The organism is Pantoea piersonii (genome assembly GCF_003612015.1).
In the GTDB taxonomy this organism is placed as follows: Bacteria; Pseudomonadota; Gammaproteobacteria; order Enterobacterales; family Enterobacteriaceae; genus Pantoea; species Pantoea piersonii.
Genome location: NZ_RARB01000002.1, coordinates 175,268 through 188,517, shown reverse-complemented (window position 1 = coordinate 188,517; position 13,250 = coordinate 175,268). Strand labels below are relative to the sequence as shown.

Annotated in this window: 12 protein-coding genes and 1 riboswitch; of the genes, 9 read left to right on the top strand and 3 right to left on the bottom strand. The window is 57.5% G+C overall.

What is annotated here, in order from left to right:
• Window positions 1-54: 54 nt before the first annotated feature.
• A riboswitch (TPP riboswitch) is annotated at window positions 55-151 on the bottom strand.
• Window positions 152-492: 341 nt separating this feature from the next.
• Window positions 493-690, top strand: a complete 198-nt coding sequence (locus D7S44_RS06690) for a hypothetical protein (protein ID WP_120453223.1) — start codon at window positions 493-495, stop codon at window positions 688-690.
• Between the two features lie 76 nt (window positions 691-766).
• Window positions 767-1,726 (top strand): AEC family transporter, encoded by a 960-nt coding sequence (locus tag D7S44_RS06685; RefSeq protein ID WP_120453221.1) that lies wholly within the window; start codon window positions 767-769, stop codon window positions 1,724-1,726.
• A gap of 59 nt (window positions 1,727-1,785) precedes the next feature.
• Here the strand turns inward: D7S44_RS06685 and ahpF are convergent, their stop codons facing one another.
• Together ahpF and ahpC are read right to left on the bottom strand one after the other, a co-directional pair.
• Complete coding sequence (ahpF, locus tag D7S44_RS06680; RefSeq protein WP_120453219.1) at window positions 1,786-3,354, bottom strand: alkyl hydroperoxide reductase subunit F; 1,569 nt, start codon at window positions 3,352-3,354, stop codon at window positions 1,786-1,788.
• A 71-nt stretch (window positions 3,355-3,425) separates the two neighbouring features.
• A complete protein-coding gene (ahpC, locus tag D7S44_RS06675) occupies window positions 3,426-3,989 on the bottom strand; it encodes an alkyl hydroperoxide reductase subunit C (RefSeq protein WP_120453217.1) in 564 nt (187 codons plus the stop codon).
• Between the two features lie 227 nt (window positions 3,990-4,216).
• Here ahpC and D7S44_RS06670 point away from each other — a divergent pair, with 227 nt between their 5' ends.
• Window positions 4,217-4,645, top strand: a complete 429-nt coding sequence (locus tag D7S44_RS06670) for a GNAT family N-acetyltransferase (RefSeq protein WP_120453215.1) — start codon at window positions 4,217-4,219, stop codon at window positions 4,643-4,645.
• Window positions 4,646-4,668: 23 nt separating this feature from the next.
• On the opposite strand, the gene apbC is transcribed toward D7S44_RS06670, so the two are convergent.
• Window positions 4,669-5,781 (bottom strand): iron-sulfur cluster carrier protein ApbC, encoded by a 1,113-nt coding sequence (gene apbC / locus D7S44_RS06665; protein ID WP_120453213.1) that lies wholly within the window; start codon window positions 5,779-5,781, stop codon window positions 4,669-4,671.
• A gap of 163 nt (window positions 5,782-5,944) precedes the next feature.
• Between apbC and metG the strand changes: the two genes are divergently transcribed.
• The 6 genes from metG to sanA all read left to right on the top strand — a co-directional run bounded on the left by metG (window position 5,945) and on the right by sanA (window position 13,113).
• Entirely contained in the window at window positions 5,945-7,975 is a 2,031-nt protein-coding gene (gene metG / locus D7S44_RS06660) for a methionine--tRNA ligase (protein WP_120453212.1), read from the top strand.
• Window positions 7,976-8,320: 345 nt separating this feature from the next.
• On the top strand, window positions 8,321-8,710 hold the full coding sequence (locus D7S44_RS06650) for a CidA/LrgA family protein (protein ID WP_120453208.1): 390 nt from the start codon (window positions 8,321-8,323) through the stop codon (window positions 8,708-8,710).
• Window positions 8,703-9,395: a CidB/LrgB family autolysis modulator gene (locus D7S44_RS06645; protein WP_120453207.1), complete on the top strand. Its 693-nt coding sequence runs from the start codon at window positions 8,703-8,705 to the stop codon at window positions 9,393-9,395. Before D7S44_RS06650 ends, D7S44_RS06645 begins: the two co-directional genes overlap by 8 nt.
• Window positions 9,396-9,514: 119 nt before the next feature.
• On the top strand, window positions 9,515-10,405 hold the full coding sequence (gene cdd / locus D7S44_RS06640; RefSeq protein ID WP_120453205.1) for a cytidine deaminase: 891 nt from the start codon (window positions 9,515-9,517) through the stop codon (window positions 10,403-10,405).
• A gap of 155 nt (window positions 10,406-10,560) precedes the next feature.
• Window positions 10,561-12,258 (top strand): NAD-dependent malic enzyme, encoded by a 1,698-nt coding sequence (locus tag D7S44_RS06635; protein WP_120453203.1) that lies wholly within the window; start codon window positions 10,561-10,563, stop codon window positions 12,256-12,258.
• Window positions 12,259-12,393: 135 nt separating this feature from the next.
• Window positions 12,394-13,113, top strand: a complete 720-nt coding sequence (sanA, locus tag D7S44_RS06630; protein WP_120453202.1) for an outer membrane permeability protein SanA — start codon at window positions 12,394-12,396, stop codon at window positions 13,111-13,113.
• Window positions 13,114-13,250 lie beyond the last annotated feature (137 nt).

Below are 13,250 nucleotides of genomic sequence, written 5' to 3'. Positions count from 1 at the left end.
TAGAGAGCAATGAGAGATAAGTAACCCGTTGTTTTTAATAAAAACGGGTTACATTTACGTCTTTGACGGTGGCCCTACGCTGGCATTATCCAGATCAGGTAATACGGGTATTTCTCAGCCTTCACGCAGAAGGGCACCCCGAGTCGAATGGTACGCCAGCAGCATAAGAGAGGCGGCCAGCGAAAGCAATATAGCTACCTCTAAAGAGGTATTACCAGTTAGCGTAGTTCAGCATGATCTCGATCAACCAGCCTGGAAGAAAAAAAGGGCTTAATGCTGCGGGTTTTAAATTAAGCGGCTGCCAGCAAAATATTTTATTAAATATTAGCGAGCCGGGAATAGAGATCAGGAAACCGCGAGCGAAACCTCTGCTTTCGCCAGGCTGCCCTGTCTGCCGCATAAACCCCACCTGCCTGAGACAGTGAATAATAATTATAATTATCAATGTATTAAATATATTCATTCAATCGCCGCCAGGCTCAGGAAAGCAAAATGACGTTTTTTCCGTTTATTCCGCATTGCCACCGCTGGCAGGATATTCATATTTCTCGCGCTTACGCCGTTGCGCCCAACGGCCGATCCTTTTTCTCTACTTTTATTTCCGCCCGCTGTCGACATTGCGATGAAATTATTCATCGCATCTATTACCGTGATATCAGCGATGCGCAGGCGCGACGCTGGCTGGGTTAAAGAGCCTGTTGCAAGGTGACGCTTTTGGCAACGTCATGTTAGGCTGATGTTACCCGATGCAGAAAACAGACGTGCCATGCCCAGCTTGCTTGATACGCTTACCCATCAGATTTACCTTTCCGCTCCGCTGTTTATTTTGATTCTCCTTGGCTATGCCCTGACGCGCATCGGCAAATGGCCGATAACCATCAGCGAAGGCATGAACCGCTTCGTGTTTAACGTTGCCCTGCCCTGCATGCTGTTCCGCGTTATGAGCGACTTCTATAAAAGCCCGCCGGTGGATGTGCGGCTGCTGCTGGCCTTTTTCGGCAGCTGCCTGCTGATTTTTATCCTCGGGCGTATCGTGGGCGCGCGTCTGTTTAAGCTCGACGGCGTTGCAGGTACGGTTTTCGCGCTCGGTGGCATCTTCTCCAACAACGTGATGCTGGGTATTCCAGTGGCGACGGTGCTGCTCGGCCCGCAGGCGCTGCCTTCGGTAGCGCTGGTGCTGGTGTTCAACAGCCTTATCCTCTGGACGCTGCTGACGCTCTCCGTGGAGTGGGCGAAACAGGGTAGCTTCTCGCTAAAAGGCATCGGTCATACGCTGCTCAGCGTGGCGAAAAATCCGCTCATTATCGGCATCCTCAGCGGCACCGCGTGGAGCTTTTTAAAACAGCCGCTGCCAACTATCGCCGCCGAACCGCTGCGTATGCTCGGCTCCATTGCCGCGCCGCTGTCGCTGGTAACGCTCGGCATGAGTCTGGCGCACTACCGCGTGCGCGACGGTCTGCGTGAAAGCTATACCATCTGTTTGTTCAAGCTGATTTTACAGCCGATGACGATCTGGGCGATCGCCTGGCTGGTGCACCTTCCGCCGCTGGAAAGCCGGGTCGTGGTCCTGCTGGGATCGATGGCGGTGGGCGTGAATGTCTACCTGATGTCGCAGAAGTTTAACGTGCTGACAGGTCCCGCGGCGGCCAGCATGCTCTTTTCTACCCTGTTTGCGGCGGTGACAACACCGGTGTGGATGATGCTGATGTCGATGGCGGGCTATTAAAAAAAGGCCCCGAGACAGAAATCACGGGGCCGTTGCGTGGCTATCGCAAAAAATTAAACTTATTCAGCCGGTTTGGTGCGGATCAGGTAGTCAAAAGCGCTCAGTGAGGCTTTAGCGCCTTCGCCGCTGGCGATGATAATCTGCTTGTAGGGCACCGTGGTGCAGTCGCCCGCCGCGAATACGCCTTTCAGGCTGGTTTCGCATTTAGCATCGATCAGGATCTCGCCCATTTTATTGCGCTCTACCGCGCCTTCCAGCCAGGTGGTGTTCGGCAGCAGGCCAATCTGCACGAAGATGCCGCTCAGCGCGATATCGTGCGCCGTCTGGCTGTTGCGATCGATATAGGCAAGACCGGTCACTTTGCTGCCGTCGCCTTTCACTTCCGTGGTCTGCGCGTTAAGGATCACGTCGACGTTTTTCAGGCTGCGCAGTTTGTTCTGCAGCACCTGGTCGGCGCGCATTTCGCCAGCAAATTCCAGCAGCGTAACGTGCTCGACGATACCCGCCAGATCGATAGCCGCTTCAACGCCGGAGTTGCCGCCGCCGATAACCGCAACGCGTTTGCCTTTAAACAGCGGACCGTCGCAGTGCGGGCAGTAGGTAACGCCTTTGGTGCGGTACTGCTCTTCGCCCGGTACGCCCATGTTACGCCAGCGCGCGCCGGTGGCGATGATGATGCTGCGTGATTTCAGCACCGCGCCTGACGCGGTTTCAATCGCATGCAGGCCGCCCTCTTTCGCCGCCGGGATCAGCTTGATCGCGCTCTGGGTGTCGATCACATCAACGTCGTAGTCGTCAACGTGGGCGCGCAGCGAACCAGCCAGCTTAGCGCCTTCGGTTTTCTGTACGGAGATATAGTTTTCGATATCCACGGTGTCGAGCACCTGGCCACCGAAACGCTCGCCCATCAGGCCAGTGCGGATACCTTTACGCGCTGAGTAAATCGCCGCTGCCGCGCCCGCCGGGCCGCTGCCGACGATCAGCACTTCATAGGCGTCGCGCTTGTTCAGCTCTTCCGCTGCGCGTTTGTCCGCGTTGGTGTCGACCTTACCGACGATTTCGGCGAGGCTCATACGACCCTGACCGAACTCTTTGCCGTTCAGGTAGACTGCCGGAACGCCCATCACGTTGCGCTCGGTAATTTCATTCTGGAACATGCCGCCGTCAATCGCCGTGTGCGAGACGCGCGGATTAATAATCGCCATCAGGTTCAGCGCCTGTACTACGTCAGGGCAGTTGTGGCATGAGAGCGAGTAGTAAGTTTCGAAATGCAGGTCGCTATCCAGCGACGCAACCTGGTCGAGCAGGCTCTGCGTCTCTTTCGACGGATGACCGCCGGTCTGCAGCAGCGCCAGCACCAGCGAGGTAAATTCGTGACCCATTGGCGAACCGGCAAAGCGCGGGCCGCTGTGCGAGCCAGGGTTGGTGATCAGAAAAGAGGGTTTACGCACCGGACGATCGTTCTCTTCGCGGAAGCTGACTTTTTCAGACAGGCTCGCGATATCCGCCAGCAAATCGCGAATTTCCGCTGATTTGGCGCCATCGTCCAGGGTGGCGATCAACTCAACAGGCCTGGTTAATTTCTCAAGGTAGGCCTTGAGCTGGGTTTTTAAGTTGGTGTCGAGCATAGTGAGTTCCTGTCAGAAGAAATCGGGTGCCGTAGCACCCGATAGAGAAGATCGAAAAGCCGGTACAGAAATTAGATTTTGCCAACCAGGTCCAGAGACGGAGCCAGAGTTGCGTCGCCTTCTTTCCATTTAGCCGGGCAAACTTCGCCTGGGTGAGAAGCGACATACTGAGCAGCTTTCACTTTACGCAGCAGGTCAGACGCGTCGCGGCCGATACCTTCAGCAGTGATTTCGATTGCCTGGATGATGCCTTCCGGGTCAACGATGAAAGTACCGCGGTCAGCCAGACCTTCAGCTTCGCGCATGATTTCGAAGTTGCGGGTCAGCGCGCCAGTCGGGTCGCCGATCATGGCATACTTGATTTTCGCGATGGTTTCAGAAGAACCGTGCCAGGCTTTGTGGGTAAAGTGGGTGTCGGTAGAAACAGAGTAGATATCTACGCCCAGTTTCTGGAATTCTTCGTAGTGGTCAGCCACATCACCCAGTTCAGTCGGGCAAACGAAGGTGAAATCAGCTGGATAAAAGAAGAATACACTCCATTTACCTTCAACGTCTTTCTCAGTTACGTCGATGAATTCGCCGTTTTTAAACGCAGCGTTTTTGAACGGTTTAATTTTGGTATTGATGATAGACATCTGAAGTCCTCCGCTAAAAGATGTGATGTACGTTACAAAATTTTCGGGCCAACTTCTAATATGCAGTCGTTATCAATCAGATAAACGAAAGCTATCAAACGCGGCAAGCCGCACCGCTATTGACGCCGCCCCGGCATTCTACACGCAAAGCACATTGATTTAACGTCGTTTATCTTTTCACGGCAGAACTGCTAGTTTTGTAGAAAAGGCGTTAAGGGAGTTTATCCGTGCTGATCCGTTCTTATACCGAAGCCGATCGTCCGTTTCTGAGAACCCTGTTTCTGGCTGCGCGCCGCCATAACTGGCGCTGGCTTGACGACAGCCACTGGCAGCTGGAAGATTTTGACAGTGTGATCCTGGGAGAGACCGTCTGGGTCGCCGAGCTTGAGGGGCATCGCGTCGGTTTTGCCGGCGTGCTGGAGAATGATAATTTTCTCCATAGCCTGTATGTCGATCCCGCTTATCAGGGCCGCGGCGTCGGCGCCGCGCTGCTGGAGAAAGTGCAGGCGCGCTTTACCAGCACCGGTGCGCTGAAGTGTCTGCTGATGAACAAGGCGGCGCAGGCGTTCTATCTTAAGCACGGCTGGAAGATGATCGCGCAAGGCGAGAGCGAGCAGGGAAAATATGTGCTGATGCACTTTCCGCTGGCGTCCTGACGCGACGCCAGCGGTACGCTGGCCTACAGCGCGCGGAAGGCGATATCGCCGGGGATCACTTCGCCCTGCCAGTAGAGACGCGCCGCGACGCGACCCGCCAGCTGGCGATAGAGCGCGGTAAACTCGCTCTCCGGGCGACGGATCACCGTCGGTTCGCCGTCATCCAGATCTTCACGCAGGTTGATATGCAGCGGCAGCTGCGCCAGCAGCTGCGTCTGATAATCCGCCACCAGCTTTTCCGCGCCGCCCGTGCCGAAAATCGGCTCATGGAAGCCGCAGTGGCTGCAGATATGCAGGCTCATGTTCTCCACGACGCCCAGCACCGGCACGTTTACCTTCTCAAACATCACCATGCCTTTTCGCGCGTCGATCAGCGCAATATCCTGCGGCGTGGTGACGACAATGGCGCCCGTCACCGGCACGTTTTGCGCCAGCGTCAGCTGAATATCGCCGGTGCCCGGCGGCATATCAAGCACCAGATAGTCAAGGTCTGGCCACAGCGTCTCATTGAGCAGCTGCATCAGCGCCTTACTCGCCATCGGACCGCGCCATACCATCGCGTTATCGTCCGTCACCAGATAGCCGATAGAGTTAGTGGCGAGACCGTGCGCCATAATCGGCGCCATATGGGTGCCGTCCGGCGAGGTAGGACGCTCGTGCTCAGTGCCCAGCATATTCGGCACTGACGGACCGTAGATATCCGCATCGAGAATGCCGACGCGCGCCCCTTCCGCCGCCAGCGCCAGCGCCATATTGACGGCAGTGCTCGATTTGCCAACGCCGCCCTTGCCGGAGCTGACGGCGATAATGTTCTTCACGCCGTTAACGCCGGGCTGGCCTTTGACGCGCTTCAGCGTGGCGATATCGTGGCGCAGCCGCCAGTCGATCGCCTGCGCGCCGGTCAGGCGCAACAGCTCAGCGCTGGCCTGCGCTTTCAGCTCTTCAAAGGCGCTCGCCCAGGCGAACGGCATAACGAGTTCGATATGCAGCTTGCCGTCCAGCAGCGCCACATGATGCAGCGCTTTCAGCGTGGTGAGATTGTGATCGAGGGTTGGATGCCGGAAGCCGCTTAACACGCCCATAACCACGGCGCGCAGGGCTTCAGGTGAATGTGATGTCCGGGATTGTGCTGTCATCCCCACTCCTTGTTATTTTTTCTGTCGCTGGGTTCAGCGGTAACACAACAATCATATCAGATGTCGGCACAGTCGACGCCAGGCCGCCCTTGTGTTTACGCCCGCCAGGGCATGAGTTACCATCTAAGCCCGTTTTTTCAATCAACAGAAAGCTACGCAAACTATGACTCAAGTCGCTAAAAAAATAATGGTAACGTGCGCCCTGCCGTACGCGAACGGATCGATCCATCTCGGCCACATGCTCGAGCATATCCAGGCAGACATTTGGGTGCGTTACCAGCGAATGCGTGGCAATCAGGTCTATTTCATCTGCGCTGACGACGCGCACGGTACGCCGATCATGCTGAAAGCGCAGCAGTTAGGCATCTCGCCGGAGCAGATGATCGCCGAAATGAGTCAGGAACATCAGGTCGATTTCGCCGGTTTCAACATCAGCTACGACAACTATCACTCGACGCACAGCGACGAGAATCGCGTGCTGTCCGAGCTGATTTACACCCGCCTGAAAGAGAACGGTTTTATTAAAAACCGCACCATCTCTCAGCTGTACGATCCGGAGAAAGGCATGTTCCTGCCGGATCGTTTCGTCAAGGGCACCTGCCCGAAATGTAAATCGCCGGATCAGTATGGCGACAACTGCGAAGTGTGCGGCGCGACCTATAGCCCGACCGAGCTGATCGAGCCGAAATCGGTAGTCTCCGGCGCGACGCCGGAAATGCGCGACTCTGAGCATTTCTTCTTCGATCTGCCTTCATTCAGCGCCATGCTGCAGGCCTGGACGCGCTCCGGCGCGCTGCAGGAGCAGGTTGCGAACAAAATGCAGGAGTGGTTTGAGTCTGGGCTGCAGCAGTGGGATATCTCACGCGACGCGCCCTACTTCGGCTTTGAGATCCCGGACGCGCCGGGCAAATATTTTTACGTCTGGCTGGATGCGCCGATCGGCTATATGGGCGCGTTTAAAAACCTGTGCGACAAACGCGGCGATATCGATTTCGACGAGTTCTGGAAGAAAGATTCCACCACTGAGCTTTATCACTTTATCGGCAAAGATATCGTCTACTTCCACAGCCTGTTCTGGCCGGCAATGCTGGAAGGCAGCGATTTCCGCAAGCCCAACAATCTGTTCGTGCATGGCTATGTGACGGTAAACGGCGCCAAAATGTCCAAATCGCGCGGCACCTTTATCAAGGCCAGCACCTGGCTGCAGCACCTGGATGCCGACAGCCTGCGCTACTACTATGCCGCCAAGCTCTCCTCGCGCATCGACGATATCGACCTCAACCTGGAAGATTTTGTACAGCGCGTAAATGCTGACATCGTTAACAAGGTGGTCAACCTGGCGTCACGCAACGCCGGCTTCCTGACCAAACGCTTTGACGGCCAGCTATCGGCCGAGCTGGCGGATCCGGCGCTCTACCAGACCTTTGTCGACGCCTCTGAGAAGATTGGCGAAGCCTGGGCGAGCCGCGAGTTCAGCCGCGCCATTCGCGAAATTATGGCGCTGGCCGATCTGGCGAACCGCTATGTAGACGAACAGGCGCCCTGGGTGGTAGCGAAAGAAGAGGGTCGCGACGCCGATCTGCAGGCGATCTGCTCGATGGGCATCAACCTGTTCCGCGTGCTGATGACCTGGCTGAAGCCGGTGCTGCCGAGCCTGAGCGAGCGCGCCGAAGCGTTCCTCAACTGCGAATTAAGCTGGGACGCTATCCCGCAGCCGCTGCTCAGCCATCAGGTAGCGCCGTTTAAAGCACTTTATGGACGTATCGAAATGACCAAAGTTAACGCGCTGATTGAAGCGTCGAAAGAGGATGCCGCAGCGGCCAGCAAACCGGCCACTGGCCCGCTGGCGGATGCGCCGATTGGCGACACCATTACTATTGACGACTTCGCGAAAGTCGATATGCGCGTGGCGCTGATTGAAAACGCCGAACTGGTGGAAGGCTCTGATAAGCTGCTGCGTCTGCAACTCGATCTGGGCGGCGAGAAGCGTCAGATTTTCTCCGGCATTCGCGCCGCCTATCCGGATCCTTCGGTCTTGATCGGCAAGATGACGATTATCGTCGCCAACCTCGCGCCGCGTAAAATGCGCTTCGGCGTTTCGGAAGGCATGGTGCTGTCAGCCGGTCCGGGCGGAAAAGATCTGTTTGTGCTCTCCGTCGACAGCGGCGCGCAGCCGGGTATGCCGGTTAAGTAAGGGTTACAGGCTGGATAAGGGCGACAGCATTGTCGCCCTTAGGCTTTCGCTAACGTGCCCGTCGCGGGGAACATGGCTCGATCGTACAGACGCCAAAAACGGCATCCCTGCCAGCTCCGCCTGCGCGGCTACGCGCCTCATCTCTGAGGTGCGCCCGTAAACGGGCTAACACGCTGCTTTTTTGTCTCTGCCGCAGGACGCTTTGCTCTTTGGTCCATCTCCCCCGCTTGCTGGCTTGTTTGCGGCCATTAGCCAGGAAAAGTGTCGTCCTCAAGGTAAGTGTGATCGCTAGCACGCTTAACGCTTAGTGCGTATTATGTTGTGCAGTGAAAACAGGAGCCTGCTATGCCCACCGTGCTGTCTCTTTGCTGGCGCTACGTACGCGCCTTCGTCATCATCTATCTCTGTCTCTATGCGGGTAACGCCATCGCCGTACTGCTGCCGATTACTATTCCTGGCAGCATCCTTGGCATGCTGACGCTGTTCGCCCTGCTGGCGACGCAGATCCTTCCCGTGGACTGGGTTAAGCCAGGCTGCCATCTGCTGATCCGCTATATGGCGCTGCTGTTTGTGCCCATCAGCGTCGGCATCATGAACTACACCGACGTGCTGAGCGCCCAGTTCGGTCCGATTGTGGTCTCTATCGTGGTCAGCACCTTTCTTGTCCTGACCATTGTCGGCTGGAGCGCCCATAAAATTCATACGCGAAGCGTGCAGGAGAAGCCCGGTGAGTGACATCTGGTGGTCGCTGCCGCTCAGCGTCGGCGCCTTTATGCTGGCGCGCCGCCTGGCGGCAAAGCTGAAAATCTCGTTACTCAATCCGCTGCTGGTGGCGATGGCGATCATCATCCCGCTGCTGCTGCTGCTGCACATCCCCTATACGCGCTATTTCGCCGGCAGCCAGATCCTTAATCAGCTGCTGCAGCCGGCAGTCGTTGCGCTGGCGCTGCCGCTCTACGAGCAGATGCATCAAATTCGCGCGCGCTGGAAGTCGCTTATCGGCGTCTGCTTTATCGGCAGCCTGACCGCCATGGTTTCCGGCACCGCTATCGCGCTGTGGATGGGGGCGACGCCGGAAATCGCCGCCACTATTCTGCCTAAATCCGTGACCACGCCGATTGCGATGGCCGTCTCCGCCTCGCTGCACGGCATTCCCGCTATCAGCGCCATCTGCGTGCTGATTGCCGGCGTGCTCGGCGCGGTATTCGGCCATATGGTGCTGAACCTGCTGGGGATAAAAACCCGCGCGGCGCGCGGACTGGCGATCGGCAATGCGTCTCACGCGCTCGGTACGGCGCGCGCGGCGGAGGTGGACTACCAGGAAGGCGCGTTCAGCTCGCTGGCGCTGGTGCTGTGCGGCATTATTACCTCACTGCTGGCGCCCTTTATTTTTCCGCTGCTGCTGCACGCCTTTGGCTAAAACTTTGCGATAGATCTCGCAAAGTTGAAACGATGAAAATCTGTTGCATTGTCAGAGCGATACAGATCACATATAACCCTTCAGGCGGCAATGGGCCGCCTGATATTGACGAGGCTATCATGCATCCACGTTTCACCTCCGCCTTCGACGCGCTGCCCGCGGCCCTGCAAAGCGCGCTGCGTCCGATCCTTGACGACGCGCAGTTTCAGGCGATGCTGACGCCGGAGCAGGTTGCATCGCTGATGCAGCAGACCCAGCTGGACGCCGATGCGCTCGCCCTGGCGCTGCTGCCGCTGGCGGCAGCCTGTGCAGTTGTGCCGGTCTCGCGCTTCAACGTGGGCGCCGTGGCACGCGGCGTCAGCGGCCACTGGTATTTCGGCGCCAATATGGAGTTTACGGGCGTGGCGCTGCAGCAAACGGTACATGGCGAGCAGAGCGCAATCGCGCACGCCTGGCTACGCGGCGAGCGCCGTCTGGAAGCCGTTACCGTCAACTACACGCCGTGTGGCCACTGTCGTCAGTTTATGAACGAACTCAACAGCGGCACCGATCTGCGCATCAGCCTGCCTGGCCGTAACGTCAGCACGCTGGGCGACTATCTGCCGGACGCGTTCGGCCCACGCGACCTGAACATCACCACGCTGCTGCTGGATAAGGTGGACCACGGCTATCTGGCGGAAGGCGATGCGCTGGCGCAGGCGGCAATCGCGGCCGCTAACGAGAGCCATGCGCCCTACAGCGGCTCCCACAGCGGCATTGCGCTACGCACCTCGGGCGGCGCGATAGTCACCGGACGCTACGCCGAGAATGCCGCCTATAACCCGAGCCTGCCGCCGCTACAGGCCGCGCTGATCCTGCTGAATATGCAGGGCGAAGCCTGTGAAAATATCGAGGCGGCAGCGCTGGCTGAAGTGGAAAACGCCACGCTGAACCAGTTCGCCGCCACTCAGGCGACCCTGGCCGCACTGGGCTGCACCCAGCTCGCACGCGTCACGCTGCGCAAAGCCTGAGGCGCGCAACACGCTTTTCAACAATTGCAATATCTTTTATTTACAAAAGCTGTACATCGGCGAGAAATTTCATAGGATCGTGCGCCAGCAACACAAAAAAAGAACGACTGGCGTCTGAGCTTTGCCAGACAACACCGCAACCGGAGCATCAATTCATGGAACATGAGTACGAAAGTAAGCGTCCGCTGTACATCCCCTACGCTGGCCCGATCCTGCTGGAATTTCCCCTGCTGAATAAAGGCAGCGCCTTCTCGCTGGAAGAGCGCAACGAATTTAACCTCAACGGCCTGCTGCCTGAAGCGGTCGAGAGTATCGAAGAGCAGGCTGAGCGCGCCTGGCGTCAGTTCCAGGATTTCAAAAACAATAACGATAAGCACGTCTACCTGCGCAATATTCAGGACACCAACGAAACCCTTTTCTATCGCCTGCTCGACAATCATCTCGAAGAGATGATGCCGATTATCTATACCCCGACCGTCGGCGCGGCCTGCGAACACTTCTCCGAGATCTACCGCCGCGCACGTGGCGTCTTTATCTCCTATCCGAACCGCGCCCATATTGAAGATATGCTGCAAAACGCCACCAAGCAGAACGTAAAGGTGATTGTGGTGACCGACGGCGAGCGCATTCTCGGCCTCGGCGATTTGGGCATCGGCGGCATGGGCATTCCTATCGGCAAGCTGTCGCTCTATACCGCCTGCGGCGGCATTTCACCTGCCTATACGCTGCCGGTTGTGCTGGACGCCGGTACGAACAACCAGCAGCTGCTTAACGATCCGCTCTATATGGGCTGGCGTCATCCGCGCATTACCGGCGAAGAGTATGACGCGTTCGTTAATGACTTTATCCAGGCGGTAAAACGCCGCTGGCCGAACGTGCTGCTGCAGTTTGAAGACTTTGCGCAGAAAAATGCCATGCCGCTGCTGCAGCGCTATCGCGATGAAATTTGCTGCTTCAATGACGATATTCAGGGCACCGCCGCCGTGACCGTCGGCACGCTGATCGCCGCCAGCCGCGCCGCGGGCAGCCGCCTGTGCGAGCAGAAAGTGGTTTTCCTCGGCGCGGGTTCCGCCGGTTGCGGCATCGCCGAGCAGATCATTGCCCAGATGAAATCTGAAGGATTAAGCGATGAAGAGGCGCGCGCGCGCGTGCTGATGGTCGATCGCTTCGGCCTGCTGACCGACAAACTGCCTAACCTGCTCGACTTCCAGAGCAAGCTGGTGCAGAAGAGCGAAAACCTGAAAGAGTGGGATACCGTAAGCGATTCAATCTCGCTGCTTGACGTGGTGCGCAACGCCCGTCCCGATATTCTCATCGGTGTATCCGGCCAGCCGGGGCTCTTTACCGAAGAGATCATCCGCGAGATGCACAAACACTGCGCGCGACCCATCGTGATGCCGCTCTCCAACCCGACATCACGCGTGGAAGCGACGCCAGCGGATATTATCGCCTGGACAGACGGCGCGGCGCTGGTAGCGACCGGCAGCCCCTTCTCGCCGGTGAGCTGGAAAGGCAAAACCTATCCGATCGCGCAGTGTAACAACTCCTATATCTTCCCTGGCATCGGTCTGGGCGTTATCGCCTCAGGCGCGACGCGCGTTACCGACTCAATGCTGATGACGGCAAGCCGCGCGCTGGCCGACTGTTCGCCGCTGGTGAACGAAGGCGAAGGTCCGGTGCTGCCGGAGATTAAAGATATTCAGGGCGTATCGAAAATTATCGCCATGGAAGTCGGCAAAGCCGCGCAGCTGGCTGGCGTCGCGGTAGTCACGTCGGAAGATGTGCTGTCGCAGGCGGTGGCTAATAACTTCTGGCTGCCGCAGTATCGCCACTATCGTCGTACCTCTATCTGACAGACCAACGCCGGGCCGTCTCAGGCCCGGCAGTCGCGCAAAAATCCATCAGCCAGCCGGCGGTAACTTGCTTCGTAGCAGGTCCTCAAGTAGCCTTGATGCACCGAATTTTCCTGACCTCGAGCGCCCACGCGTATGTTGAAACGCGTTTTTATTGGTCTTCTGTTCATCATCTTACTGGTGGTGGCGACCGCGCTCGGCCTGGATCGCTGGATCAGCTGGAAAACCGCCCCCTATATTTATGAAGACGTCGCCTCGCTGCCGCATCGTCAGGTTGGCGTGGTACTAGGCACCGCGAAGTATTACCGCACCGGCGTCTATAACCAGTATTACCTTTATCGCATTCAGGGCGCGCTGAATGCCTACAACAGCGGCAAGGTCAACTATCTGCTGCTGAGCGGCGACAACGCCATGAGCAGCTATAACGAACCCATGACCATGCGTCGCGATCTGATCAAAGCTGGCGTCGATCCACAGGATATCGTGCTGGACTATGCGGGTTTCCGTACGCTTGACTCGATCGTGCGCACGCGCAAGGTGTTCGACACCAACGATTTTATTATTATCACCCAGCGGTTCCACTGCGAGCGCGCCCTGTTCATCGCCCTGCATATGGGTATTCAGGCGCAGTGCTATGCGGTGCCCTCACCGAAAAATATGCTCAGCGTCCGTTTCCGCGAGGTGGGCGCACGTCTCGGTGCGCTGGCCGATCTCTATGTAATGAAGCGCGAGCCGCGCTTCCTTGGCCCGCTGGTGCCAATACCGGCGGTGCATGAGGTGCCGGAAGATGCGCAGAGCTATCCGGCGGTGACGCCGGAGCAGCTGCTGGAAAGCGAGCAGAAAGCGCAGAAATAGAAAGAGCGGATGTCATTTTATTCAGGCAGCTCCGAAGCCTGTCCAGCGGGCGACAGGGGCTGTGGAGCAAAGCGTCCCGCGCCATGGAAGGCGCGGGCCGAGCGGGCAAGGATGCTTTAAGCGACTTTGCGGAACAG

Coding starts and splice junctions, on each gene's coding strand:
- D7S44_RS06650 (WP_120453208.1), top strand. CDS start 8,321: ATGCCCACCGTGCTGTCTCTTTGCTGGCGCTACGTACGCGCCTTCGTC.
- D7S44_RS06685 (WP_120453221.1), top strand. CDS start 767: ATGCCCAGCTTGCTTGATACGCTTACCCATCAGATTTACCTTTCCGCT.
- D7S44_RS06635 (WP_120453203.1), top strand. CDS start 10,561: ATGGAACATGAGTACGAAAGTAAGCGTCCGCTGTACATCCCCTACGCT.
- ahpC (WP_120453217.1), bottom strand. CDS start 3,989: ATGTCTATCATCAATACCAAAATTAAACCGTTCAAAAACGCTGCGTTT.
- apbC (WP_120453213.1), bottom strand. CDS start 5,781: ATGACAGCACAATCCCGGACATCACATTCACCTGAAGCCCTGCGCGCC.
- D7S44_RS06690 (WP_120453223.1), top strand. CDS start 493: ATGACGTTTTTTCCGTTTATTCCGCATTGCCACCGCTGGCAGGATATT.
- cdd (WP_120453205.1), top strand. CDS start 9,515: ATGCATCCACGTTTCACCTCCGCCTTCGACGCGCTGCCCGCGGCCCTG.
- ahpF (WP_120453219.1), bottom strand. CDS start 3,354: ATGCTCGACACCAACTTAAAAACCCAGCTCAAGGCCTACCTTGAGAAA.
- sanA (WP_120453202.1), top strand. CDS start 12,394: ATGTTGAAACGCGTTTTTATTGGTCTTCTGTTCATCATCTTACTGGTG.
- metG (WP_120453212.1), top strand. CDS start 5,945: ATGACTCAAGTCGCTAAAAAAATAATGGTAACGTGCGCCCTGCCGTAC.